Raw genomic sequence first — 23,757 nt, 5'->3', positions numbered from 1 at the left:
TGATTGGCCTTTTTCCGTCTGAGGCAAACCATGATGTTTTTCTCGCGACGGTTATGAACTCCGGCTGATCGTGACCACTGATATTGAACTCTCAGATTTCAGAGGCATATAACTTATACCCATAGAGGAAAATAATGAGCGTTTTCGTTAATAAGAATACTAAGTTAGTTGTACAAGGCATCACCGGCCAAGAAGGCCAGTTCCATACTCGCGCCGCTATCGCCTACGGCACCAACGTTGTTGCTGGTGTGACTCCGGGCAAAGGCGGCCAGAAGATGGATGATGTCAACATCTACAACTCTGTTAAAGAGGCTCGTGAGAAAACCGGTTGTAACGCCTCCATGATCCTGGTACCGCCGCCTTTCGCTGCTGACGCCATCATGGAAGCCGCCGATGCCGGTATCGAGTTGGTTGTCTGCATCACTGAGGGAATTCCGGTTCTCGACATGATGAAGGTCAAAAACTACCTGGCCACCAAATCTACCCGCCTGATCGGTGGTAACTGCCCCGGTATCATCACCCCCGGCGAGTGCAAAATCGGTATCATGCCTGGACCGATGCATAAACCCGGTGGACCTTGGGGCGTTGTGTCCCGCTCTGGAACGCTCACCTACGAGGCCGTTCATCAGCTGACCCAGCAGGGCTTTGGTCAGACCACGGTTATCGGCATCGGTGGTGACCCCATCAACGGTACCAACTTCATTGATTGTCTCGAGGCCTTCGCTGCCGACGACGACACCAAAGCTATCATCATGATCGGTGAGATCGGTGGTAACGCTGAAGAGGATGCCTGTGAGTGGATTAAAGCCAACACCAAAAAACCGGTTGTCGGTTTCATCGCCGGTCTGACCGCTCCTCCTGGCCGTCGTATGGGCCATGCAGGTGCTATCGTCAGCGGTGGTAAAGGTACTGCAGAGGCCAAGATCGAGGCTATGAAGGCCAGTGGTGTCCATCACTGTGCTAACCTCGGCAAGCTGGGCGAGCTGTGCAAAGAGGTATACAAAGGCTGATTCCCCATAACAGGGTAGCGTCCAATGTGCTCCATTGGGCGCTGCCCGGGCTTTCATAATCGTCGGGCACGGAATTTCATTGAATTCTGCAGCAAGGAGACAGCATGAGCACTAAGGAAAAATTAGAGCAACTTAAACAAAAACGGGCCCAAGCCATGCTTGGCGGCGGCCAAGATAAAATTGATAAAATCCATGCCAAGGGCAAATTGACCGCACGTGAGCGTATTGCTGCCCTGTTGGATCCGGGTACCTTTGAAGAGTACGATACCTTCAAACTCCATCGCTGCTACAACTTCGGCATGGAGAAAATCAAGTTTCTCGGCGACGGTATCGTTACCGGTTACGGTAAAATTGCCGGACGCGGCGTGTATCTGTATGCCCAGGATTTTTCGGTTCTGGCCGGATCTCTTTCCGGTACCTTGGCTGAAAAAATCTGCAAGATTATGGACCTGGGAATGAAAAACGGCATGCCGGTCATTGGCCTCAATGACTCCGGTGGCGCCCGTATCCAGGAAGGTATCGAGGCTCTCTGCGGGTATACCGAGATCTTTACCCGCAACGTTCTTTCCTCCGGTGTCGTGCCGCAGATTTCTGGTATCTTCGGACCTTGTGCCGGTGGTGCTGTCTACTCGCCCGCTTTGACCGACTTCATCATTCAGGTCAAAATCCAGTCCTACATGTTTCTCACCGGTCCCAAGGTCGTTAAAACTGTGTTGAACGAGGACGTCACCACCGAACAGTTGGGTGGCGCGGTCATGCATACCACCAAATCCGGTGTTACCGACTATGCTGCCGAAGACGAGATGGACGCTATCCAGTACATCAAAGATCTTCTCTCCTACATGCCGCAGAATAACATGGAAGATCCGCCAATGGTTGAGTGCACGGATCCCATTACCCGTAAGGCTCCCGAGCTCAACGATATTATTCCGGACAATCCCAACGCCGCCTACGACATGAAGTCGGTCATCACCACAACGGCTGATGACGGTGTATTTTTTGAAATCAAACAAAATTTTGCACCGAACATCATCATCGGTTTTGCCCGTTATGGCGGCAAGGCCATTGGTGTTGTTGCAAACAATCCTTCCTACTATGCCGGTGTTCTTGACATCGATTCATCGATCAAAGGTGCTCGCTTTATCCGCTTCTGCGACTGCTTCAACATCCCGATCCTGACCTTTGTCGACGTCCCTGGCTTCTTGCCCGGCACCACTCAGGAATTCGGCGGAGTTATCCGCAACGGCGCCAAGATGCTGTATGCCTATGCTGAATCAACGGTACCGAAGGTAACGATTATTACCCGTAAATCCTACGGCGGCGCCTATTGTGCTATGTCGTCCAAGCATCTGCGGACCGATATCAACTACTCCTGGCCGACCGGTGAAATCGCCGTTATGGGTGGCAAGGGTGCGGTTGAGGTTCTCTACGCCAAGGGCGCCAAGAGCGCCGAAGATCCCAAGGCCTACCTGGCTGAGAAAGAGAACGAGTATAACACCCAGTTCTCCAACCCGTACTGCGCCGCCGAGCGTGGTTATATTGACGATGTCATTGAACCGGCAGAAACCCGTTTCCGCATCATCAATGCGTTTGAGTCAATCCAAGGGAAACGTGATACCATCCCGATGAAAAAACACGGCAATATTCCGCTGTAAGCACTCTCATGCATCGGTTCGGTCTGTGCCGAGCCAACAGAAAAGAGGAATACTAATGGCAAATGCAAAGAAAAAAATGGCTGCCGCCCTTGCAGCCGTGAATGCCTATATGATGCAGGAAGAGGAGGCAGCGTACCAGGCGCAACTGGCAGCTGCAGCCAATGCTGCACCCAAAGGCCCTAACTTATGGGCAATTGCCGGCCGTCAGGACATCATGAATTTCCGTAGGCTGATTCAAATGAAAGCCTTCTAAAAGGCTTCTTGAGACTTTTTGACGTTCAACGACAACGTATAACAGGGAGATACAGACAATGAGCGACCAAGTTAAACCGACCGCCATGAACTACGATGCCGACCGGCCTGCAGCAGAGAATCCGGTCAAAGTAATGGATCTGAGCCTTCGTGACGGTCATCAGTCTTTATTTGCAACTCGCGGTCGTACCGAGGATATGATCCCCGTAGCCGAGATGATGGACGAAGTCGGCTTCTGGGCAATCGAGACCTGGGGTGGTGCTACCTTTGATACCATGCATCGCTTCCTCAACGAGGATCCGTGGGAGCGCCTGCGTACCCTGAAACGCTACATCAAGAAAACCCCGTTCTCCATGTTGCTGCGTGCGCAGAACCTGGTTGGCTACCGTAACTACGCTGACGATCTGGCTTATGCCTTTGTTGATCGCGCAGCTGAGAACGGTATGGACGTTTTCCGTACCTTTGACGCCCTCAATGACTACCGTAACTTTGAGACTGTTGTAAAACAGATCAAAAAGAGCGGGAAACATTTCCAGGGTTGTATTTGTTACACCCTGACTGAGCCCCGTCTTGGCGGCGAGGTATACAACCTGGATTATTATGTCAACAAAGCTAAAGCTCTGGATGACATGGGCGCCGACTCTATCTGTATTAAAGATATGGCCGGTCTGATTGCTCCGTATGATGCATACGCCATCGTTAAGGCAATCAAAGAAGTTTCCAAAACCCCGGTTCACCTCCATAGCCATTTTACCTCTGGTATGTCTCCGATGAGTCACCTGAAGGCTATCGAGGCTGGTTGTGATATCGTTGATACCTGTATGACTCCGTACGCGTATCGTACTGCTCATGCAGCCCTTGAGCCGCTTGTCATGGCTCTGCTCGGTACCAACCGTGACACCGGTTTCGATATCAAGAAACTGGCTGCCATCAACGAGGTGCTTGAGAAAGAGGTTATGCCGAAATATAAACACCTCATGGACGATTCCAAGATCTCCATCATCGACATCAACGTACTGCTGCATCAGACCCCGGGTGGTATGCTCTCCAACCTGGTCAACCAGCTGCGCGAGATGGATGCTCTCGACAAGATCGACCAGGTCTACAAAGAGCTGCCTAAGGTCCGTAAAGACCTCGGTCAGATTCCGTTGGTTACCCCCACCAGCCAGATCGTTGGTATCCAGACCGTAAACAACGTCCTCTTCGATACTCCTGAAGAGCGCTACAAGATGATCACAGCTCAGGTAAAAGACCTGTGTTACGGTCTCTATGGCAAAACCGCTGTACCGATTGATGCTGAGTTACAGAAAAAAGCCCTCAAAGGCTATCCGCGTGGTGAAACACCCATCACCTGCCGTCCTGCCGAGGTACTCGAGCCCGAGATGGAGAAAGCCAAAGCCGAGATCGGTGATCTTGCCAAAGACATCGACGATCTCGTACTCTACGCTATCTACCCTGTCACCGGTAAGAAATTCCTCGAGTGGAAATACGGCGTTACCCCGGCACCGCCTGAAGTACAGCCCATCACCCTTGACGATGTCAAGAAACGTGATTCTTTGGTTGCCAAGGCCAAAGCCGGTAAACTGGTTGAGCCCAAAGCTGACGCTCCAGAGAAATCTGAGAACGTGCGTACCTTCAACGTCTTTGTTGACGGCGAGTACTTCAGCGTTGATGTAGATCCTACAGGCGACTTCCAGCCCATGGTTGCTGCTGCTCCGGTTGCTCGCGCCGCTGCACCTGCTGCTGCTCCTAAAGCCGCTGCACCTGCCGCCGCACCGAAGGCTGCTGCCGCACCTGCAGCCGCTCCGGTAGCAGTAGAAGGTGGTACCCCGCTGACCGCTCCTATGCCTGGTATGGTTGTTAAGTACGAGGTCGCAGAAGGCGCCGAAGTAAAAGCCGGTGACACCGTGGTTGTTCTCGAGGCCATGAAGATGGAGAACAATCTGGCCGCACCTTGCGACGGTGTTGTCAAACAGCTCTGCTTTGCTTCCGGTGACTCTGTTACCAAAGACGCTGTACTGGCCGTTATCGGTTAATTCAGCCGCTTAAAGTAGTCCATAAAAAAAGGGGGTGTCGGTGACGACACCCCCTTTTTATTTTGAGCTCTGTAAAGGTAAAGCATAGTCCTTGGGTGGGCACAAAAAAAGTGTCCACCCAAACACAGTGCTCGATCAACAGTGAGTCTTGTTGCAGGCATGGTCTGCAACAAATACTGGCTAATTGATTAACCCGAGAAACTTGGCCTGATCACAGAGCTTCTGTGCCAACCGGACCGTTGCCTGATCGACCATCCTTCCTTCAACGGCGATGGCACCTCTGCCTTCCGATTTTGCTGTCGCATCTGCGGCAATAACCTTCTGGGCGAGTTTGATGTCGTCAATTGATGGCGTGAAGACTTCGTTAATCACCTCAATCTGCGAAGGGTGAATAGCCCATTTACCGTCACAGCCCAGGGCACAGGCCATAACTGCAGAACGGCGTAGCCCATCAAGGTCTTTAAAATTACCAAAAGGAGCATCAATAGCCAACCGTCCGTAGGACTTGGCATTCATCACCATGTTGGAGAGGGCAAAATGCCAACGATGACCGGGGTAGAGTTCTTCTTCTTTTTCTCCATGTCCGGAAATAGAAACCAGACGGGCACCGATGGAGGCGGAGTAATCGGCAATACCAAACACCAGGCTGAGCACACGTTTGCTTGCATGGGTTATTTTTGAGGCATTGCGCAACCCTTCAGCCGTTTCAATGGAGGCTTCGATCCCGATGGGCCGTTCCAGCTTCTTTTCCAATTCAATACCGGCGAGCATCCGGTCGGCAAAAGAGATATCGCCTGCAGTATTGACCTTGGGAATAACAATGGCATCAATGATATGTCCTGCATTCTCTGCAACTTCGATCAGGTCCCGAAAAGCGAAAGGCGTATCCAGCGAGTTGATGCGAACGGTCACCGTTTTTTTTGACCAGTCAAAGTTCAAGAGGGAATCAATCACCTGTTTTCTGGCGGTGGATTTTTCATCGACCGGAACAGAATCCTCAAGATCAAGCATGACCACATCAGCCAGCGATTGGTTGGCCTTGCCGTGCATTTTTTCAATATGTCCAGGAACGGACATATTGGAACGTCGTGGTTTCATTAAGCCTCCTTATTCAGAGTATGCATCAATAAATAGAGAGAAATCTTTTATCCCTGAAGATACCAAAGTGCGGCGTTTTCCTCCATCAATGTCTTGCAAATCTTTTGGAATCACATAAAGAAAAAGCTTTAGAAATTGTACCATTTCTTTTTTTTCTTGGGATGATGGAGGACGACACGATTGCGCCCGTTGTTTTTGGCTTCGTAGAGAGCCTCATCGGCATTGTTGATAAAGTCGTTCTTGTTAAACTCTTCGTCTTCAGAAGGAACTGCGCAGGCGACACCAACGCTGATGGTTACATGGTAGGTGAGATTACCGTCGTCAAATGGGTAGTCCTCTACGGTCTTTCTGAGTTTTTCCGCCACAGCCAGGGCGTCTTCCTCACCGGTTTCCGGAAGGACAAAAACAAATTCTTCACCACCGTAACGGGCGATGAGGTCATACTCGCGGATCACCTCTTTGGTGATGCGACTGAATTCTTTGAGGATAAAGTCTCCGGTCTGATGGCCGTAGGTGTCATTGAGTTTTTTAAAATGATCGATGTCTGCCAGCAGCAGTCCCAGGCTGCGTTCATTGCGAATGCAGCGGTTAATCTCAGAATCGAGAAAAATTTGAAAGTACCGATGGTTATTGATTTCGGTGAGCCCATCCAGGTTGGCCAGGTTTTCAAGGAGCCGGTTTTTTTGTTCCAGTTCCTCGGTTATTTTTTCCAGCGCCATCTTTGATTTGATCAGTTCCCGGTTCATCTCCTCATAGGAGAGGTTGATTAGGCTGAGACGAAGATTGGCCTCCTGGAGAATCTCGGCCACTGATTTGAACTCGTTAATTTTGATTCCAAAAAAATTTGCCGACTGCCCGATGGTCTGGTCAATCATTTTCAAGACGGTGTTGACCCCACGTATCTTGAGCTGCAGCAGATTCTTGGCCTCGGTGCGAAACTGCTTATGGAAGACTTCGGGAGTTTCTGAATAGAAAATATTTGCCAGAAGTCCTGCCAGATAAGCGGCTCGAATATATAGGGTCACTTTTTCGTTGGTACCCTCATAACTGGTCGGCTGATGGTGAAACTTGATCGGCAGTAACAGGCTCTCGGGCAAGCCCCACATCTTAGCCACTTCAAAACCCACTTCTGTGTGCGTTATCCCTATGAGTTCTTGTTCCAGCTGACGTTGATCGATTTGCTGTCCATTGTTGTTATCCTGCTTACCAGCTTCAAGGGAATTCAGGATTTGTTCGTATTCTTGGGAAAGGGTGGTAGCAAAGATGAGCTGGCCGATATTCTGCAGAAGGCCGCAGGTAAACGCCTCTTCAGTATCTGCATAGGGAATCTGCTCCAAAATCAGTTTGGTGCCAGCGGCTTCCACCAGAGAACGTTCCCAGAATTGTTCGAAGTTAAATTTGGATTTTTTATTTTTTTCTCCCAGCGAGAGGAAGGAAAAGCTGAGTACCAAGCTACGCACAGCGTTGAGTCCGAGGATGGAGACCGCCTGATTGATGGAGGCTATCTGCTGGGGGAAGCTGTAAAATGAGGAGTTTGCAACCCGGAGGATTTTCGTGGAAAGCCCCATGTCCTGACTGATGAGCGTTGCTATTTCTGTCAGGGGGGTATCTTCCTGCGCTGTCAGTACCAACAGTTTGCTGGCAATAATTGGTAGGGTTGGAAGATCCTTGGAATTGAAAATGGTGGAGAGGACCGCTTCCGAAGGAGCATTCTGTGCCGACATAGATAACCCCTGGAGGTAAAATAGTGCCCGAAACCGTGAGCATGCATCGGTGCACCAGTTTCAGGGGGATAGCTTATTATGAACAGAAGTATATAATTTTTTTAATCCTGCTCCAAGAAAGTCTCTCAAAAAAAGATTTGCGCAACAGTGCAGGGAGGGGGCTCGAGCAGCTGTATTCGTATTAGCCGGTGTCCATCCAGAAATCAGGTTCCGTTCCAGTGACGGTTGGGATAGCTGCAGGCAAGCCCCTTGTAGGTGGTAAATTCCAAGGTTTGCCCACAACCGGTGATGTAGGCGGGGGTTAAGGGAATTTTTCCTCCGCCACCGGGAGCGTCGAGGGCATAGGTGGGAATGGCCATGCCTGAAATATGTCCGATCAGACCGGCCATCAGCGCAAGCCCGGTCTCAATGGTGGTTCGAAAATGCGAAGTGCCCTTGGTTTGATCAATCTGAAAGAGATAGTAGGGCTTGACCCGCATGGCCAGCAGACCGCGAAAAAGTTCCCGCAGCGTTGTAACCGAATCATTGACTCCACGCAAGAGCACTGTCTGGCAGCCCAGGGGGATGCCCGCGTCAGCTAAGAGGGTACAGGCACGTTTGGCCTCTGCGGTCAGTTCTCGAGGATGGTTGAAGTGGGTGTTGATGTAGAGCGGATGAAAGCGTGCCAGCATTGCAGCGAGTTCAGGCGTAACGCGTGCGGGTAGGGTGCAGGGCACCCGGGTACCAATACGGATGGTTTCAACCGATGGTATCCTGCGCAGGCGACTGAGTATGTTTTCCAGCTGTTGATCGGCAAGCATGAAGGGGTCGCCACCGGAAAGAAGCACATCTTTTATGGCCGGTGTCTTCTGCAGGTAGTCGAGCCCAGCGGCAATGGTTTCCTCGGTGATCTGCATTTCGCTTCGGCCCACCTTGCGTTTGCGGGTGCAGAAGCGGCAGTACACCGGGCACTGGGAACTGATGAGAAATAGCGCCCTGTCCGGATATTTATGCACCAGATTGGGAACCGGGCTGAGATTTTCTTCGTCCAGCGGATCCTCAATGCCTTCAGGGTCAGACAGTTCCTGCAGATCCGGTACGGCCTGATGCCAGATCGGGTCACCCGGTGCCTGGATCAGTTGGCGGTAGTAGGGGCTGATGCGTGCCGGATAGATCTTTGCAACATCTTGCAGCGGGGAGATATCCACCGAAAAGTGTCGGCAGAGCTGCTCAAGGGATCCATCCCAGCCGCACAGGCCATCATTGATTGTTGTTTCAGTCGTTCTTTTGTTCATGGGCTATCCTTGGGATGCACTCTGCAATACACTAAGAATGCCTCTCTGCCAAGCAGGAATTGGTGGAACAGGGCAGGGGCGCGCTGAAAGGGACGGTGTCCTCGACACCGGCATCGCTTCCCTCCGTTTTGAAGTTTTTACCACAAACGTGTATAGTGCCTATTTTCCCAAGACATTCATCTCCTTGAGACGATTATGCGCCGATTTATAGTTCTCATACCAACCTTTATTTTCGCCCTGGTCCTCGCGCTCGGAGCAGGAGGCATCCTTGCCTATAACCATGGGCTCGACAGCCTGGCAAAAGAGGGCAACACCCGCATGGAACTCTACATTTCCTATCTGCGTGGGGTGTTGGAAAAATACGAAAGCCTTCCAGAGCTGTTGGCCACGAATAAACAGTTGGTGAATTTTTTCCAGAATCCAGGCAGTCGTGAACGAATCAATGCCCTCAATCTCTATCTGGAAACCATTAACACTATCAGTGATGCCTCAGATACCTATCTGATGAATCGAGATGGGCTGACCATTGCCGCTTCCAACTGGAATACGCCCAAGCCTTTTGTCGGGCGCAATTTCAGTTATCGGCCCTACTTCAAACAGGCCATGGAAGGGAAGCTGGGCCGCTATTTTGCCCTGGGAACCACCTCCAGCGAACGTGGCTATTATTTTGCCTATCCGGTTCGCTATGAGGGGAAGATATTGGGTGCTGTGGTCATTAAGATCAAGATTGATTCCATCGAGGAAAACTGGTCTGACCAGAAAGCCGACTTTCTTGTGGTGGATCCGGATGGAGTCATCTTTATCACCACCCGTGAGCCCTGGCGTTTTCGAACCATGGGGAGTTTGGATCCTCAGGTGAAGAAGCGACTTGCAGAAACCCAGCGTTATCCCAACGCCTCTCTCTTACCGTTGAACCTTGTGGAGCAGCATCGAGTGGAGCAGGGAAAGGTCATCCAGTTGAAGCTGGAAGAGAGCGGCAAGATCAAAAGTTTTCTCCTGCAGGAAGCGGCTATGGATCAGGCAGGCTGGAAGGTGTATGCCCTGTCCAAGTTCAAGCCGGTGGAAACCCAGGTAATCTACACCTTGATCAGTATCGTGGGAGCAGCCGGATTAGCTGCTCTGACCATCCTGCTTTACTGGCAGCATCAGCAGCAGGTGGCTGAACGGCAGAAATTTATTGAGGACAATCGCCGCATGCTGCAGGAGGCCAATGAACAGCTTGAAATTCGTGTGGTGGAGCGGACCGCAGCCCTCACCGAAACCAACGATCAGCTTCGTCAGGAGATCGCCGAACGGCAGAAAACGGAAGAGGAGTTGCGCAAAACCAGGCGAGAACTCATCCACGCGGCAAAGCTGGCAGCCCTGGGACAGATGAGTACCGTCATCACCCATGAATTGAATCAGCCTTTGGCGGCCATTCGCAGTTACACCGATAACGCGGTGCAGTTTCTAGCCAAAAACCGTATAGACAATGTTGAATGGAATCTGGAGCAGATCAAGGAGTTGACCGAGCGCATGGGGGGACTTGCCATGCAGCTCAAGATCTTTGCCCGCAAGAGTAGTGGCAAACTGAACATTGTTCCACTGCACGGTGTTCTCGACGGCGCCATGGAGATGATGGCACCAGTCCTTGCCAAATCCGGAGTCAAACTCTCCATTGATATGCCCCAGGAGCTTGAGGGGGTCCGTGCCAATGCCGTGCTGTTGCAGCAGGTGCTGGTGAATCTGATCTCCAATGCCATACAGGCGGTTGCCGAGCAGGATAAAAAAAAGGTAAGCATTGAGGTCGTTCGTGAAGAGGATACCGTACTGCTTCGTGTGCAGGATAACGGTCCGGGAATTGACCCTGCCATGGGGCGACGTATCTTTGAACCCTTTTTTACAACCAAAGATCCGGGGAAAGGCCTGGGCTTGGGGCTGACGATTTCTGCCCGAATCATGGAGGACATGGGCGGTCGCATTCGCCTGGTGCATACCGGGGTCGGGGCCTGCTTTGAGATAACGCTTAACAGAGAAATCAGTCAGTCATGAAACCACTTAAAAACGTTCTCTTTATTGATGATGAAATGCACATCCGCCAGGCTAATCGCCAGACGCTCGAGTTGGCGGATTTCGAGGTTACCTGTCATGAGTCTGCAGAAGATGCCCTGCGGGTACTCAACGATGGCTGGCCGGGAGTGGTGGTCTGCGATATTCGTCTGCCGGGTATGAGCGGGATTGAGTTACAGCGTAAACTGCATGAGGAAGATAGCGATCTTCCGATTATTCTCATTACCGGACACGGGGACGTGTCTACCGCTGTCCAGGCCATGCGGGATGGTGCCTATGATTTTTTAGAAAAGCCCTACTCCTCGGAACGGCTGGTGAAGACAGTGTCAAAAGCCCTGGAAAAACGCATGCTCACCCTGGAAAACCGGGCCCTGCGTACCGAGCTTGAAACCTACAGCCTGCCCGGACCGCGCTTTATCGGGGTGACCCCGGCCACCCAAGGGCTGCGGGCCACCATCGCCCAGATCGCCGACACCGATGCCGATGTGCTTTTGGTGGGTGAAACCGGAACCGGTAAAGAGCTGGTCGCCAGGCTCTTGCATGAGCACTCCCGTCGTCGCAATCAGAACTTCGTGGCTATCAACTGCGGTGCGGTGGCGGAAAATATGATCGAGAGCGAGCTTTTTGGCCATGAGGCTGGAGCCTTTACCGATGCGCGTACCGCCCGCGTGGGCAAATTTGAACATGCCGACGGCGGTACCCTGCTTTTGGATGAGATCGAGAGTATGCCCATGCAGGTTCAGGTGCATCTGTTGCGGGTTCTCCAGGAACGGGCCGTGGAACGGATGGGATCCAATCGTTTGATCCCCCTTGATTTGCGGGTGGTGGCCGCGGCCAAGGTGGATCTCAAGGAGGCTGCCAAAGAGGGAACCTTTCGTGAGGATCTCTATTATCGGCTCAACGTGGTTTGCCTTGAGATTCCCCCCCTGCGCAAACGGCGTGAGGATATCCCCCTTATCTTTCACCATTATCTCCTGGTTGCCAGTCACCGGTATCAGAAAGAGGTGCCCATGCCCAAGCAGGCCCAGGTCAACCTGCTCATGGCCTATGACTGGCCGGGCAACGTTCGGGAACTGCGGAACCTGGCAGAGCGGTATGTGCTCCTGGGGGCCCAGTTCAACTGGTCACTGGAGCGGATGATGTCCGGCGGTGGGGCCAGGCAGATTACCAGTCTGCCCGATCAGGTGGATGCCTTTGAGCGCGCCATTTTGGAGCAGGCACTTGCCAGCCATAAGGGCGTTATTCGTGATGTCATGGCCTCGCTTTCCATTCCCAGAAAAACGCTCTACGATAAGTTGCGTAAATACGGCCTGGATAAAAATGATTTTAAATGAGCAGTATCATGTAATAATGTGAAAGTATTTTTCACACACTTTCAAAGTTTTGATGGGGTGAGGCGGGCCATCCACGGACCCTCAATGTAACAGGAATGCACTACCGGTTTTTTAAGATGTTCTGCCCATGAGTGTTAAAACTATTTATTCACCTTGTCTTCCCCATAATCGTATCTATCGTAAGAATCCCTCCCAAACTCAAACGTTTTCTCGGCTGTTTTGTGCCGATTTTCCCGCCTTTCTTAAAGGCGATGGGGGGATTCCCACCCATTCTCATCCTACCTGTTTTTTTCCATAGTTACGGTAACTCCCTCGAATCATACATTATCTGTGTTTTTACACGTTTTGGACCTGTTCTTGCTCCACTAGGGTGATGTCCAGAGCAGGCCCTGCGCCTGGCTCCGAGAGGATTGGACAAAGCCTGTCCGGATAGACCGGACTTATTCCATCACAACTTGTTAGGAGGGAGTATGTTCAAAAAGGTTTCCAAAGCATTCTTAGCAACTGCAGTCACTATGGCCCTGGTCGCCGGTTCTGCGGTCGCTGGTCCCATTGTTATCAAATTTTCCCACGTCGTCGCCGAAAATACCCCCAAAGGGTTGGCCGCCAATAAATTCCGCGACCTGGTAAAAGAGAAATTGGGCGACAAGGTTGTGGTTGAGGTCTACCCGAGCTCCCAGCTTTTTGGTGACGATAAGGTCCTGCAGGCCATGCTGCTGGGCGATGTACAGATGGCCGCTCCGGCTCTGTCTAAATTCAGCCGCTATACCAAACAGCTGCAGATTTTTGATCTGCCCTTCCTCTTCAAAGATATGGAGGCTGTTGATCGCTTCCAGCAAGGTGCTGATGGCCAGAAACTGCTCAACTCGCTGAGCAAAAAAGGTTTGATTGGCCTGGGGTATATTCACAACGGCCTCAAACAACTCTCCGCAAGCAAGCCGTTGCGCGTACCCGCTGATGCAAACGGCCTGAAATTTCGTATCATGGCCTCCGATGTTCTTGCCAAACAGTTTGAAGCCGTTGACGCCGTACCGCTGAAAAAGCCTTTCTCAGAGGTATTTATTCTGCTGCAGACAAAAGCCATCGACGGTCAGGAGAACACTTGGTCCAATATTTATTCCCAAAAATATTACGAAATTCAGCCCTATATCACCGAGTCGAATCATGGACTCCTGGACTACATGGTTGTCACCTCAGCTAAATTTTGGAATGGCCTGCCCGAAGACCTCCGCACCGAACTCAAAACTCTGCTGGATGAAGCCATCGCTTACGGTAACAAGGCAGCCTATGAGAAATCCGTTAACGACAAACAGCGGGTTATCGATTCCAAGCGCACTGAACTCATTGAGTTGACCCCGGAAGAGCGTGCTCAGTGGGTTGAGGTTATGAAACCTGTTTGGAAGAAATTCGAGAAACAGATCGGCAAAGACATTATTGATGCGGCCTACAACGCCAATCAAGCCAACTAATAATTACTGGTGATGTGCATCGCAGAAGCTGCCCCATAATCGGGCAGCTTCTGCGGGTTTAAACAAAAAAAGGGGAAACTCATGTTTCTGCATGTGCTCAACAAGATAGAGGAGGCGATTATCTGCCTCCTGCTCGTGACAACAACCGGGCTGGTATTCCTGGATGTGATCATGCGGTTTGGCTTCAACAGCGGCTTTATCTGGTCCCAGGAATTAACTCTCCTTCTGTCGGCCTGGTTTGTTCTGTTTGGCTGCTCCTATGGCATCAAACAGGGATCGCATATCGGTGTTGATGCCTTTGTTAAATTGTTCTCAACTGTCGGGCGGAGAATTCTGACAACCATTGCCTGCCTGCTCTCTTTGGCCTACTGCGGCCTGATAGGCTATGGTTCGTATGATTATCTCCAACAGATGATAAGTATTAATATTGATCTTGAAGATCTGCCCATCCCGACCTGGATGGCGCACTCCATTCTGGTGATTGGATTTGTCTTTATTTCCATCCGTCTTCTCGTTGTTCTCTGGCATGTGATCTGCGGGAAAGCCGACGTGTTCCGTCATGCCGACGAAGCCAAAGAATCAATGGAACTTGTCGAAGAATTGAAAAACGGGGGGAGTAAGGCATGACCACTTTAGCGCTCTTTGGTACGTTGCTTATTTGTATGCTCCTGGGGATGCCCATTGCCTTTGCACTGGGACTGTCCAGTATTTCTACCATTCTCTTTTTCTCCGACGATTCCCTGGCCTCCGTTGCCCTGAAACTTTTTGAGGCGTTGTCAGCTCATTACACTCTGCTGGCTATTCCGTTTTTTATCCTTTCCTCCGCCTTTCTCTCCACAGGTGGTGTGGCCAAACGTATCATTCGCTTTGCTCTAAGCATCGTTGGTCACATTCGCGGCGGAATGGCCATGGCCTCGGTTATGGCCTGTATGATTTTTGCTGCGGTTTCCGGATCCTCTCCGGCAACTGTTGCTGCAATCGGCTCCATTGTCATCGTGGGAATGGTTCGCGCGGGCTACCCTGAGAGCTTTGCAGCCGGGGTTATCACCAACGCAGGTACTCTGGGTATTCTCATTCCTCCCTCCATTGTTATGCTCGTCTATGCAGCGGCCACTGAAGAGTCTGCCGCGCGTATGTTCATGGCCGGGTTTATTCCGGGCCTGTTGATGGGCGGTCTCTTGATGCTGGCTATCTATATTGTTGCCCGCATCAAAAAGATCCCAGCACTCCCCTGGGCAGGTTTTCGCGAAGTTTTTAGCTCCATGGGTTCTGCCATGGGCGGGCTGATGCTGATCGTGATCGTGCTTGGCTCCATCTATGGCGGTATCGCAAGCCCCACCGAGGCTGCTGCTGTTTCGGCCATCTATGCCTTTGGCGTTGCTATCTTCGGCTACCGTGATATCGGTCCGATGAAACACATCCCCTGGCGAAAAGAGGGTGAAGGATTTGGTTCCATTCTGGCCCGTAATAGCCTGCAGTCACTGATCGCCCTGCCCAAATGTGTTGGCGATAAGGATGTAAAGAAGGTTCTGCTCGATGCCTCCAAGGTGAGTATCATGCTGCTCTTCATCATCGCCAATGCCATGCTCTTTGCCCATGTGCTGACCAGCGAACGAATTCCCCACCATCTGGCCGAGATGATCCTGGGGATGGGGCTTGAGTCCTGGTCCTTTCTGATCGTGGTCAACCTGTTGCTGCTGGCTGCGGGTAACTTCATGGAGCCCTCAGCAATTCTGCTGATCATGGCCCCGATTCTTTTTCCCATCGCCGTTAAACTGGGGATTGATCCCATCCATCTGGGTATCATCATGGTCGTCAACATGGAGATAGGTATGCTGACCCCGCCGGTTGGCCTCAATCTCTTTGTCACCGCCGGTATTACCGGCAAGAGTATCGGCTGGGTTATTCGAGCCTCGTTCCCCTGGCTCATGCTGTTGCTCGTTTTTCTTGCGCTTATCACCTACATCCCGGAAATTTCACTTTTTCTGCCGGAATATATCGATAAGCTTCAGGGCTATAATTAACGACTGTTTGCAAGCCCGCCATCCACTGGAGGATGGCGGGCTTGTGCTGTTTTAAGGAGAAACGCCATGGTCCCACGTCCAGACGTCAACACTATTCTCTATGCAACTGATATTGGTGAACAGACCCGTCCTGTCTTTCGGATGGCTGTGAGCCTGGCACGCCGTTATGAAGCCCGAATTTTGATGGTGCATGTGGTCCCCCCCTTGGGCAGTTCAGCCCTCTCCCTGATGGATTCCTATCTTTCCGAGGAAGATGCGGAAAAAATTCATCAGGAGGGAATGCAGCAGATGCTCGATTCCATGAAGGAGCAGCTGCAGCAATTCAAAGAGGAGGAAATCGAGGCCTATAACATTAACCGTATACCTGTAACCGAAATCATCGTCGTCAGCGGCTCTTATCCCAGCAAAGAGATCCTGCGGGTTGCTGAAGAACACAATGCGGAGATGATCGTCATAGGAAAATCGACCCATAGTTTTTTCCATTCCGATGTCATGGGGACGACGGCTCGGCGTGTGCTGCGCTACAGCCCTATACCGGTGCTTCTCGTTCCCAATCCCCCGGAGCGGTAAGTGCTTCGTTGTTTGTGCAAGTGGGGGGAACGTCGTTTTACCTAAGAGGCTGAGAAGAAAATGATTGTTGAAGGTATCAAGCTGACCCTGCTGGGGATTGGCTTTGTGTTTGTTTTTTTGAGTTTGCTGGTTGTTGTCATCAAATTGGCATCACGGGTATTGCATTCCTTTACTGTAAAAGAGGAAACTGCATACCTGGCCGTGCCCAAGAAAAAGCTCAATACGCTGCGTGCCGATGAAGAAATCAAACGGGTCATGGCGGTTATTAACGCAGCCATTGCCGCACATCGGGCTCGCAGGGAGGCTGAGACTGCAAGGCCCGTACTTCAGGTACAGCAACCGAGTATGCCCTTAACGCCCCCGACTCTGCGTCCGCATGTTGTTCCCAGGCAGTATGCGCAGATGGAACGGCCTACAGATGCAAATCCACGTTCTGGGTGGCGGGCCAGTAGCCTATTTTTTAGAAATCGTTCAGCCTTAGGCGGATTTTTTCGCAATAGGTAAGAGTCGTTTTCCTCGTTTTTCCCTGTGAAATGAATGGTGTCAGGTCACAGGGAAAAACGTGGGTGGATGTATGAGTTTCTCTTTGAGGGATTTGTGAACTCTAACCGTATTCCGGTCCCTTGTGTTAACTGAAGGATAAAGATTTATGAATGCAATATCCCGCTACAAAGTCACTGTTGACGGCATTACCTATCATGTCCAGGTTGAAGATGAGACCGGCGAGGTTTCGGAGGTCCGGCGAAGCGATCAGCCTGCTGCTGAGGGGGGGGCCTCAGGTAAGACCGTTGAGGTGCGCACCCACCTGCCCGGCAACATTTACGAGGTCCTCTGTGCTGAAGGTGACCGGGTGAAAAAAGGCGAAACCGTGGTCATTCTTGAGGCCATGAAAATGGAATCTCCCATCTATGCCACCGAGGATGGTGTGGTCAAATCCGTTGAGGTCAGTAAAGGCCAAACGGTGACGGCCGGGCAAGTCCTTGTCACTCTTGGCTGAGCCTCTACCGTTTCGGTTTTGATTATGAAAAAATATCTTCTGAGCTTAAGCACCGCACTTGCGGTGTTTTTTGTTTGTAGCCCTTTAGCCTGCGTACTCGCTGGGCAGGCAGGGGAGGGGGCTGGTCTGCAGGCTATGCCGGATATGATGGAGATGTTGCGCCAGTTTATTCAGGCAACAGGCATTACCCAGTTCATTTTTCCTGCCCATGGGCACTGGACAGAAGGGCTTGGGCGGCTACTGATGATCGGTGTAGGTATTTTGCTCCTATACCTGGCCATAGCCCGGGAGTTTGAACCCCTGTTGTTGCTCCCCATCGGTTTTGGTGCCATTCTCTCCAATATTCCCCTGGCAGGGATGAACGAGCATGGTGGTATTCTCTATTATATTTATACCGTTGGTATTAAATCCGGAGCCTTTCCTCTGATCATCTTTATGGGCATAGGTACCCTGACCGATTTCGGGCCCATGCTGGCCAACCCCAAAACAGCGCTTTTGGGAGCAGCCGCCCAGTTTGGTATCTTTACCACCCTCATTGGGGCCTTGGCCCTTTCCAAGTATGTGCCGGGCATTGACTTTGATCTGCTCGATGCCGCTTCCATTGGTATTATCGGTGGAGCGGATGGCCCGACAGCCATCTTTTTATCCAGCCAGCTATCGCCCAGACTCCTGGGGTCCATTGCTGTGGCGGCTTACAGCTATATGGCGCTGGTCCCCATTATTCAGCCACCGATTGTCCGTCTGCTGACCTCCAAAAAGGAACGGCAGATTCGTATGGATCAGATGCGCTATGTGGGCAAGATAGAGAAAATTGTCTTTCCTTTGACTGTTCTTGCGCTGACTATCTTATTGTTACCTTCAGCCTCTCCGTTGATCGGTATGTTCATGCTCGGGAACCTCATGCGGGAGTGTGGTGTGGTTGATCGTCTTTCCAAAACCGCACAAAATTCACTGCTCAATATCGTGACCATCTTTTTGGGGTTGGGTGTTGGTGCCCAGATGACCGCCGAGAAATTTTTAAACGCCTCTACCTTGGGTATTCTTTTTCTGGGGGTGATTGCCTTTTCCATCGGTACCGCCTCCGGTGTGCTCATGGCTAAACTGATGAACCTGCTTCCCGGGACCAAAATCAACCCATTGATTGGTTCTGCCGGTGTTTCGGCTGTGCCCATGGCGGCTCGGGTGAGTCATCGTCTGGGGATGGAAGCTGATCCAGAGAATATGCTGCTGATGCATGCCATGGGGCCAAATGTCTCCGGGGTTATCGGATCTGCGGTTGCAGCCGGTGTACTGCTGACCCTGAAAAATTTTGCGGGATGATGGTTGGGCATAACTCATAGTCTCGTTTCAAGCTGGAATAGAGGTCGCGGGAAAACCCAAATTGTGAAGCTAGAGTGCCCAGTGGCTATTTCTTGACCGGTTATAGTTGACTTCCTGACTATTTTTGTTTTTATTTCCCACAAATAGAGAAGGTTGTTTGCCAGATTAAATCGCTAAAACCGGTTGTAAGGAGGGCTGATGATCGTTCGGGTTATAATGACACGCAAGGTAGCTCGGCATGGAAAGGGGCTTGATGTTTCACTGTTACCGATCTTGTCCGAATTGCTGATGGAGCTTCGTACTATTGCCAATCAGCAACCTGGCTATATTTCAGGTGAAACACTGCGCAATGTACATGAGCCTGAAGAGTATGTGGTTATCAGTACCTGGCGCTCCATGGAAGATTGGCAGCGTTGGTTTGCCAATGAGAAACGTGCGGAGTTGGAAGGCAAGGTGGACGCCTTGATTGGTTCACCCACGACCTATAAGATCTACAGTTATTATTAAATCTCGGGGCACCAATGGTGGTGGCCCAAGTACAGTGTTAGATTTCTTGAGTTTACAGTCAATTGATTGTACGCGATCAGGGGGGAGATGCCCCCCTGGGTAGGGTGGTGCAAGCGTCCGTTTGCTTGCCCACCGGGTGATACCGGGGCCTCCCCACACCCCACCGCGCTCTTCCGTCATCCCCGTGCAGGCGGGGATCCAGGGTGGGGCACTGATTCCGCCTTCTCCCAAGAGCTCGATCTCTGGTAGAAGGGCTCCCCAACCCGTACAATGTGTTGGATTAAATCGGGATCACTGATCTGCTCGAAATGAACGATATCAAAAAAATACGGCAACAGTGATTCCTCGTTTAACATGCTGGAGAGCCGAGAGACACAGGAATGGCCAATGGATTGGCCTTTGATCGCGATATCGACATCAGATCCAGGCCTGTAATTGCCTTTGGCTCGAGAACCAAACAGAATTGCCTGTTCAACAGCTGGGAACTCTTTGAGAATACCGACTATTTCTTGAATATCGCGCGGGGAGAGACCATGGCTCATTGTCTGTCCTTTTCGTTGAAATCCTTCACAAGTGCGGCCAGCACCGGATAATAGCCATCCCGAATTTTCTCTTCCACAGCCAAGGCAATTTTTTCTTCATAGGTATGAACTGTGAGATTGCGGTCCTGCAAGGCCTCCAACCAGACGCGGCCATCACTGATCAACCCGATCTGAAATGCCTGTTTGATCGTTTCTCTCGGGCTGACAACGCGAAACCCCTCTTCCTGCAGATAATCTTTCAGCACCTTCCAGGCCAATTCAAAGCTCATCTCAAAAAACTGTATTAACCCAGCCCGTTCCGCATCGGAAGGGGATGGGATGGCAATAGTCTGCTCTAGCAGAAGAAATGCCTTTTGAAAATGACTAAAGCGCTGTTTCCAGCGAATATCAGATGATCCATCCGTCATCGATAAGCCTCCACCCTGAGTAAAGGTAACGGGTCATGTTCTTTGCCCTTTTTTCCCCCGCCACAAATGTGAACCAAATATACTGATACATTGAGGCGATCGCAAGAAATCAGGCGTGTCCGTTTTTCCAGATGGACGTGACTTCGTGGATTTTCCTTATTCCATAACGTTGTCGCCTTATTCATCTTTGTCGAGAAAAAAGAATGTAATCCCCCTGGGTAGGGTGGCGCAAGCGTCGGTTTGCTTGTCCACCGGGTGATACGGATTTTTCCGGGGCCCCTGTCCATCTCACGCTCGCAACGATTCAAGTCACAAGACACAAGGCAATATACTCTTGCTCGATACATTTTGTTGCTATATACTCTGCTTATATAGCTCCATAAGAACAGGGAGATTTGATCATGAATGTAGGAACCGTATTTGTAAATAATAGAACCCAAGCGGTGAGATTGCCGTTGAATAGTAGGTTTCCCGAGGGAGTGAGGAAAGTTGTTGTGCGTACCGTCGGCAAAGATAGAGTGCTTTCCCCTGTGGAAAATACATGGGACAGCTTCTTTCTTTCTGAAGATGGTGTAACGGATGATTTCATGCGGGAACGTGCTTCACAGGAACAGTCTGAAAGGGAATCCTTTGAATGCTGAAATATATGCTGGATACTAACATTGTTATCTATGTGATCAAGCGTCGGCCTATTCAGGTTTTAGGCATTTTTAATGATCATGCGGAGCAAATGTGCATAAGTTCCATTACGTTGGCCGAACTTTTACACGGGGCTGAAAAAAGCTCCATGGTCTCCCACAACCTACGCAAAGTCGAAGACTTTGTATCCCGCTTGGAAGTTTTGACCTATGACGATAATGCCGCTGCCCACTATGGACAGATCAGGGCGGATCTGGAAAAGAAGGGGACAACTAGCGGGGTGAATGATTTGCACATTGCAGGTCATGCACGAAGCAAATCTTTAATCTTGGTCACAAATAACATGCGTGAGTTTGAAAGAGTCGAAGGCCTGCGGTTGGAAAATTGGATCGAAGCAAAATAATCGAACAGTAGCCGATCACTGGGAAATTCCCCAAAATACAGCTAAACCTAGAACCTGTAAGCGATTACGGGGTGCCGGAGATGCTAGGCATCGGCCTGTGCCGCGACCTGTACGCAAACAGGCCGATAACACCGCAGATTCGGTGTCCCGTGATCGCTTACATCGAACATGCTCCTTTAATACCCAATTTTTCCTTTTAACCAGGCTAACACATTTCCCTTGTTGATGTTTTTGCCCGATATTGTTACGAACAATCTACAAGTTCATCCTATCGCCTTTCCCTTTTCCATTGATCGAGGTGACATCCTCATGCGCTTTGCGATGCCTTACGGATTTACAATCCTATTTTTCTGCCTGTTGCTGACAGTGTCCGTTTTATTGGTTTCCCCAGCTGCCAGCGGTTCTGTTACTTTGCCTCCCGCAGCCGGTTTTGCCGACATGATAGAACTGGTCAAGCCCGCGGTCGTGCATCTCAGTGTGAAAAAAACATCGGATGAACAGGGGAATAATGACACCACCAACCAGGAGTTTTTTAACGATCAACTCATGCGGGAATTCTTTGGTGAGCAGACAAAACAGGCTCCCAAACGCCCGACCAAACCACAGGCCTCCTATGCGCGCGGTTCCGGCATCGTCATCAGTCGTGATGGCTATATTCTCACTAATGCCCATGTGGTGGCCAAGGCCAAACAGGTCACCGCCATATTTTCCGACCGACGTTCAATGCCAGCCAAGATCGTCGGCGTCGATCCCCTGTCCGACCTGGCCTTGCTGCATGTGCACAGCAACCACCTGGTCGCAGCGGATTTGGGAAATTCAAGCACTCTCCGTGCCGGAGACTGGGCCATTGCCATCGGGGCCCCCTTGGAACATGTACAGACCGTGACTGCAGGCATCATCAGCGCTGTAGGTCGGCACAGTCTCGGCATCACCGACTATGAAAACTTCATCCAGACCGATGCGGCAATCAATCCCGGAAACTCGGGCGGTCCGCTGGTGGATGCTCAAGGCAAGGTTATAGGCGTCAACACCGCCTTTTTGGCCCAGACCGGCGGCTACAGCGGCATCGGCTTTGCCGTGCCGATCAACATGGCCAAGATCGTGGCTGAGCAACTCAAGGAAAACGGCAAGGTAGTCAGAGGCTGGCTGGGAGCGGCGCTCAAGGATGCCGATCCAAAAACAAACGCGAAGCAAGGACATGGCAACGCCCTGGTCCATGCCGTTACGCCCCACTCCCCGGCACAACGCGCAGGCCTGCGGCAAGGCGACCTGATCGTCGCCATTGATGGCGCAGCCATAGTGGGTGCATTCGATGTCCGCAACCGGGTCGCCCTGACCCGGCCAAGCACCACCATGCATATCCGCCTGCTCCGCGACGGCAAGGCGCGGTCGATTACAGTGCGGGTGGGCGAATATCCACGAAAACAATGATAGCTGCTATGGTCAGAGATAATAATGATGTTGAGGTTCATCCCTCACACTTGTCCCATCCTACATGTTTCGAATTTAACCCAGCCCTTTTTTGGGACATACAATGCAGTTCCCTGGATATCGAAGGCCATAGTCGATTTATTATAGAGCGAGTTGTTTCTCGAGGAGTTCTGGCCGATTGGCATCTGCTCAAAAAATTGTACGGCAAAGAAAAAATCAGAGAGGAGGTAGTGCGGATGCGGTCTCTGGATCGGAAGACCGTCAGTTTTCTGAGCGTCTATTTCGGGATAGCAAAAAAGGATTTCAGGTGCTGCAGTTAAAAACAATCCATAAGGGAACTTTTTCGTTACTCGAAGAGTTGTCGTCCTGCAAGGAGCTGAATTCCTTTGCCTTGGCCGGAGGCACTGCCCTGGCTTTACATTTGGGACATCGAATATCCATTGATCTTGATTTCATAACCGAACAGCCGTTTGACAGCTTTGCTCTGTTTGAGACTCTTGGAGAGTCTTTCGACATTGAGAATAGTTCAACAGCGACCAATTCCTTGGCTCTGTTCATTAAATGGCAGAGCTTATCGGTGAAAGTGGACTGCATGCGGCATAACTATCCAAGGTTGAAACCTTGGAAAACCGCAAGTGGAATACGCTTTTTTGCTCTTGAAGATATTGCGGCGATGAAACTCAATGCCATTGCCAACCGGGGAGCCAAAAAAGATTTTTACGATGTTCATGCCCTGCTCTCGCATTTTACCCTGCAGGATATGCTCGGTTTTTTTGAGAAAAAATACCAGAAATTGAACAGTTTTACCGTAACCAAAAGTCTCGCTTATTTCGATGATGCCGACCTGGACCCTGATCCATTGAGTCTTGTGGCAATTACTTGGGAGCAAATAAAAGCCGATTTGGCACAATTACTGCGTGGTACAGTTTGAAATGAGGAGCGAAGCAGATGGGGGGCGACAGTGACGCCATCCATGGTTTGGTGTGTCGAGAAGAAACAGTGTGACCCCCCGGGGT

At 51.0% G+C, this 23,757-nt stretch carries 24 protein-coding genes; 19 read left to right on the top strand and 5 right to left on the bottom strand.

Annotated features, from left to right (window positions below):
• Nucleotides 1-134: 134 nt before the first annotated feature.
• The 4 genes from sucD to JWJ90_RS00335 all read left to right on the top strand — a co-directional run bounded on the left by sucD (nucleotide 135) and on the right by JWJ90_RS00335 (nucleotide 4,953).
• Nucleotides 135-1,010, top strand: coding sequence for a succinate--CoA ligase subunit alpha (gene sucD, locus JWJ90_RS00350; RefSeq protein ID WP_205225192.1), 876 nt, complete (start codon nucleotides 135-137; stop codon nucleotides 1,008-1,010).
• Nucleotides 1,011-1,114: 104 nt separating this feature from the next.
• Nucleotides 1,115-2,665, top strand: coding sequence for an acyl-CoA carboxylase subunit beta (locus JWJ90_RS00345; protein ID WP_205225191.1), 1,551 nt, complete (start codon nucleotides 1,115-1,117; stop codon nucleotides 2,663-2,665).
• Nucleotides 2,666-2,720: 55 nt separating this feature from the next.
• Nucleotides 2,721-2,918: a hypothetical protein gene (locus JWJ90_RS00340; protein WP_205225190.1), complete on the top strand. Its 198-nt coding sequence runs from the start codon at nucleotides 2,721-2,723 to the stop codon at nucleotides 2,916-2,918.
• Between the two features lie 58 nt (nucleotides 2,919-2,976).
• Nucleotides 2,977-4,953, top strand: a complete 1,977-nt coding sequence (locus tag JWJ90_RS00335; protein ID WP_205225189.1) for a pyruvate carboxylase subunit B — start codon at nucleotides 2,977-2,979, stop codon at nucleotides 4,951-4,953.
• 180 nt (nucleotides 4,954-5,133) lie between these two features.
• Here JWJ90_RS00335 and JWJ90_RS00330 read toward each other — a convergent pair whose 3' ends face one another.
• The 3 genes from JWJ90_RS00330 to JWJ90_RS00320 all read right to left on the bottom strand — a co-directional run bounded on the left by JWJ90_RS00330 (nucleotide 5,134) and on the right by JWJ90_RS00320 (nucleotide 9,049).
• Nucleotides 5,134-6,051 (bottom strand): HpcH/HpaI aldolase/citrate lyase family protein, encoded by a 918-nt coding sequence (locus JWJ90_RS00330; protein WP_205225188.1) that lies wholly within the window; start codon nucleotides 6,049-6,051, stop codon nucleotides 5,134-5,136.
• Between the two features lie 128 nt (nucleotides 6,052-6,179).
• On the bottom strand, nucleotides 6,180-7,775 hold the full coding sequence (locus tag JWJ90_RS00325; RefSeq protein WP_205225187.1) for a sensor domain-containing diguanylate cyclase: 1,596 nt from the start codon (nucleotides 7,773-7,775) through the stop codon (nucleotides 6,180-6,182).
• 203 nt (nucleotides 7,776-7,978) lie between these two features.
• Nucleotides 7,979-9,049, bottom strand: a complete 1,071-nt coding sequence (locus JWJ90_RS00320; protein ID WP_205225186.1) for a KamA family radical SAM protein — start codon at nucleotides 9,047-9,049, stop codon at nucleotides 7,979-7,981.
• Nucleotides 9,050-9,244: 195 nt separating this feature from the next.
• On the opposite strand from JWJ90_RS00320, the gene JWJ90_RS00315 reads away from it, so the two are divergent.
• From JWJ90_RS00315 to JWJ90_RS00270, 10 genes are all read left to right on the top strand, one after another.
• Entirely contained in the window at nucleotides 9,245-11,080 is a 1,836-nt protein-coding gene (locus JWJ90_RS00315) for a sensor histidine kinase (RefSeq protein WP_205225185.1), read from the top strand.
• Entirely contained in the window at nucleotides 11,077-12,432 is a 1,356-nt protein-coding gene (locus JWJ90_RS00310) for a sigma-54-dependent transcriptional regulator (RefSeq protein WP_205225184.1), read from the top strand. The genes JWJ90_RS00315 and JWJ90_RS00310 overlap by 4 nt, the downstream gene beginning before the upstream one ends.
• A 470-nt stretch (nucleotides 12,433-12,902) precedes the next feature.
• Nucleotides 12,903-13,901, top strand: a complete 999-nt coding sequence (locus JWJ90_RS00305; RefSeq protein WP_205225183.1) for a TRAP transporter substrate-binding protein — start codon at nucleotides 12,903-12,905, stop codon at nucleotides 13,899-13,901.
• Nucleotides 13,902-13,982: 81 nt separating this feature from the next.
• Nucleotides 13,983-14,528 carry a TRAP transporter small permease gene (locus JWJ90_RS00300; RefSeq protein ID WP_205225182.1) on the top strand — a complete coding sequence of 182 codons (546 nt, stop codon included), beginning with the start codon at nucleotides 13,983-13,985 and terminating at the stop codon, nucleotides 14,526-14,528.
• Nucleotides 14,525-15,925: a TRAP transporter large permease gene (locus JWJ90_RS00295; protein WP_205225181.1), complete on the top strand. Its 1,401-nt coding sequence runs from the start codon at nucleotides 14,525-14,527 to the stop codon at nucleotides 15,923-15,925. The genes JWJ90_RS00300 and JWJ90_RS00295 overlap by 4 nt, the downstream gene beginning before the upstream one ends.
• A 66-nt stretch (nucleotides 15,926-15,991) precedes the next feature.
• Nucleotides 15,992-16,495: a universal stress protein gene (locus tag JWJ90_RS00290; RefSeq protein ID WP_205225180.1), complete on the top strand. Its 504-nt coding sequence runs from the start codon at nucleotides 15,992-15,994 to the stop codon at nucleotides 16,493-16,495.
• Nucleotides 16,496-16,555: 60 nt separating this feature from the next.
• Entirely contained in the window at nucleotides 16,556-16,999 is a 444-nt protein-coding gene (locus JWJ90_RS00285; protein ID WP_205225179.1) for an OadG family protein, read from the top strand.
• Nucleotides 17,000-17,144: 145 nt separating this feature from the next.
• Nucleotides 17,145-17,492 carry a biotin/lipoyl-containing protein gene (locus JWJ90_RS00280; RefSeq protein WP_205225178.1) on the top strand — a complete coding sequence of 116 codons (348 nt, stop codon included), beginning with the start codon at nucleotides 17,145-17,147 and terminating at the stop codon, nucleotides 17,490-17,492.
• Nucleotides 17,493-17,639: 147 nt separating this feature from the next.
• Entirely contained in the window at nucleotides 17,640-18,812 is a 1,173-nt protein-coding gene (locus JWJ90_RS00275) for a sodium ion-translocating decarboxylase subunit beta (RefSeq protein WP_205225345.1), read from the top strand.
• A 198-nt stretch (nucleotides 18,813-19,010) separates the two neighbouring features.
• Nucleotides 19,011-19,319 (top strand): antibiotic biosynthesis monooxygenase family protein, encoded by a 309-nt coding sequence (locus JWJ90_RS00270; protein ID WP_205225177.1) that lies wholly within the window; start codon nucleotides 19,011-19,013, stop codon nucleotides 19,317-19,319.
• A 176-nt stretch (nucleotides 19,320-19,495) separates the two neighbouring features.
• On the opposite strand, the gene JWJ90_RS00265 is transcribed toward JWJ90_RS00270, so the two are convergent.
• Together JWJ90_RS00265 and JWJ90_RS00260 are read right to left on the bottom strand one after the other, a co-directional pair.
• On the bottom strand, nucleotides 19,496-19,861 hold the full coding sequence (locus tag JWJ90_RS00265) for a nucleotidyltransferase domain-containing protein (RefSeq protein ID WP_205225176.1): 366 nt from the start codon (nucleotides 19,859-19,861) through the stop codon (nucleotides 19,496-19,498).
• Nucleotides 19,858-20,268 (bottom strand): nucleotidyltransferase substrate binding protein, encoded by a 411-nt coding sequence (locus JWJ90_RS00260; protein ID WP_205225175.1) that lies wholly within the window; start codon nucleotides 20,266-20,268, stop codon nucleotides 19,858-19,860. Before JWJ90_RS00260 ends, JWJ90_RS00265 begins: the two co-directional genes overlap by 4 nt.
• Nucleotides 20,269-20,669: 401 nt before the next feature.
• On the opposite strand from JWJ90_RS00260, the gene vapB reads away from it, so the two are divergent.
• The 5 genes from vapB (at nucleotide 20,670) to JWJ90_RS00240 (ending at nucleotide 23,672) form a co-directional block, all read left to right on the top strand.
• Nucleotides 20,670-20,909, top strand: a complete 240-nt coding sequence (gene vapB, locus JWJ90_RS00255) for a type II toxin-antitoxin system VapB family antitoxin (protein ID WP_205225174.1) — start codon at nucleotides 20,670-20,672, stop codon at nucleotides 20,907-20,909.
• Nucleotides 20,903-21,310 carry a type II toxin-antitoxin system tRNA(fMet)-specific endonuclease VapC gene (vapC, locus tag JWJ90_RS00250; RefSeq protein WP_205225173.1) on the top strand — a complete coding sequence of 136 codons (408 nt, stop codon included), beginning with the start codon at nucleotides 20,903-20,905 and terminating at the stop codon, nucleotides 21,308-21,310. The genes vapB and vapC overlap by 7 nt, the downstream gene beginning before the upstream one ends.
• 309 nt (nucleotides 21,311-21,619) lie before the next feature.
• Nucleotides 21,620-22,741: a S1C family serine protease gene (locus JWJ90_RS00245; protein WP_205225172.1), complete on the top strand. Its 1,122-nt coding sequence runs from the start codon at nucleotides 21,620-21,622 to the stop codon at nucleotides 22,739-22,741.
• Nucleotides 22,738-23,061, top strand: a complete 324-nt coding sequence (locus tag JWJ90_RS23850) for a DUF6922 domain-containing protein (RefSeq protein WP_420828892.1) — start codon at nucleotides 22,738-22,740, stop codon at nucleotides 23,059-23,061. Before JWJ90_RS00245 ends, JWJ90_RS23850 begins: the two co-directional genes overlap by 4 nt.
• Nucleotides 23,049-23,672 carry a nucleotidyl transferase AbiEii/AbiGii toxin family protein gene (locus JWJ90_RS00240; protein ID WP_205225171.1) on the top strand — a complete coding sequence of 208 codons (624 nt, stop codon included), beginning with the start codon at nucleotides 23,049-23,051 and terminating at the stop codon, nucleotides 23,670-23,672. The genes JWJ90_RS23850 and JWJ90_RS00240 overlap by 13 nt, the downstream gene beginning before the upstream one ends.
• Nucleotides 23,673-23,757: the final 85 nt, after the last annotated feature.

This window comes from Desulfobulbus rhabdoformis (assembly GCF_016919065.1).
GTDB lineage: Bacteria > Desulfobacterota > Desulfobulbia > Desulfobulbales > Desulfobulbaceae > Desulfobulbus > Desulfobulbus rhabdoformis.
This window is presented reverse-complemented; position numbering and strand designations above follow the sequence as displayed.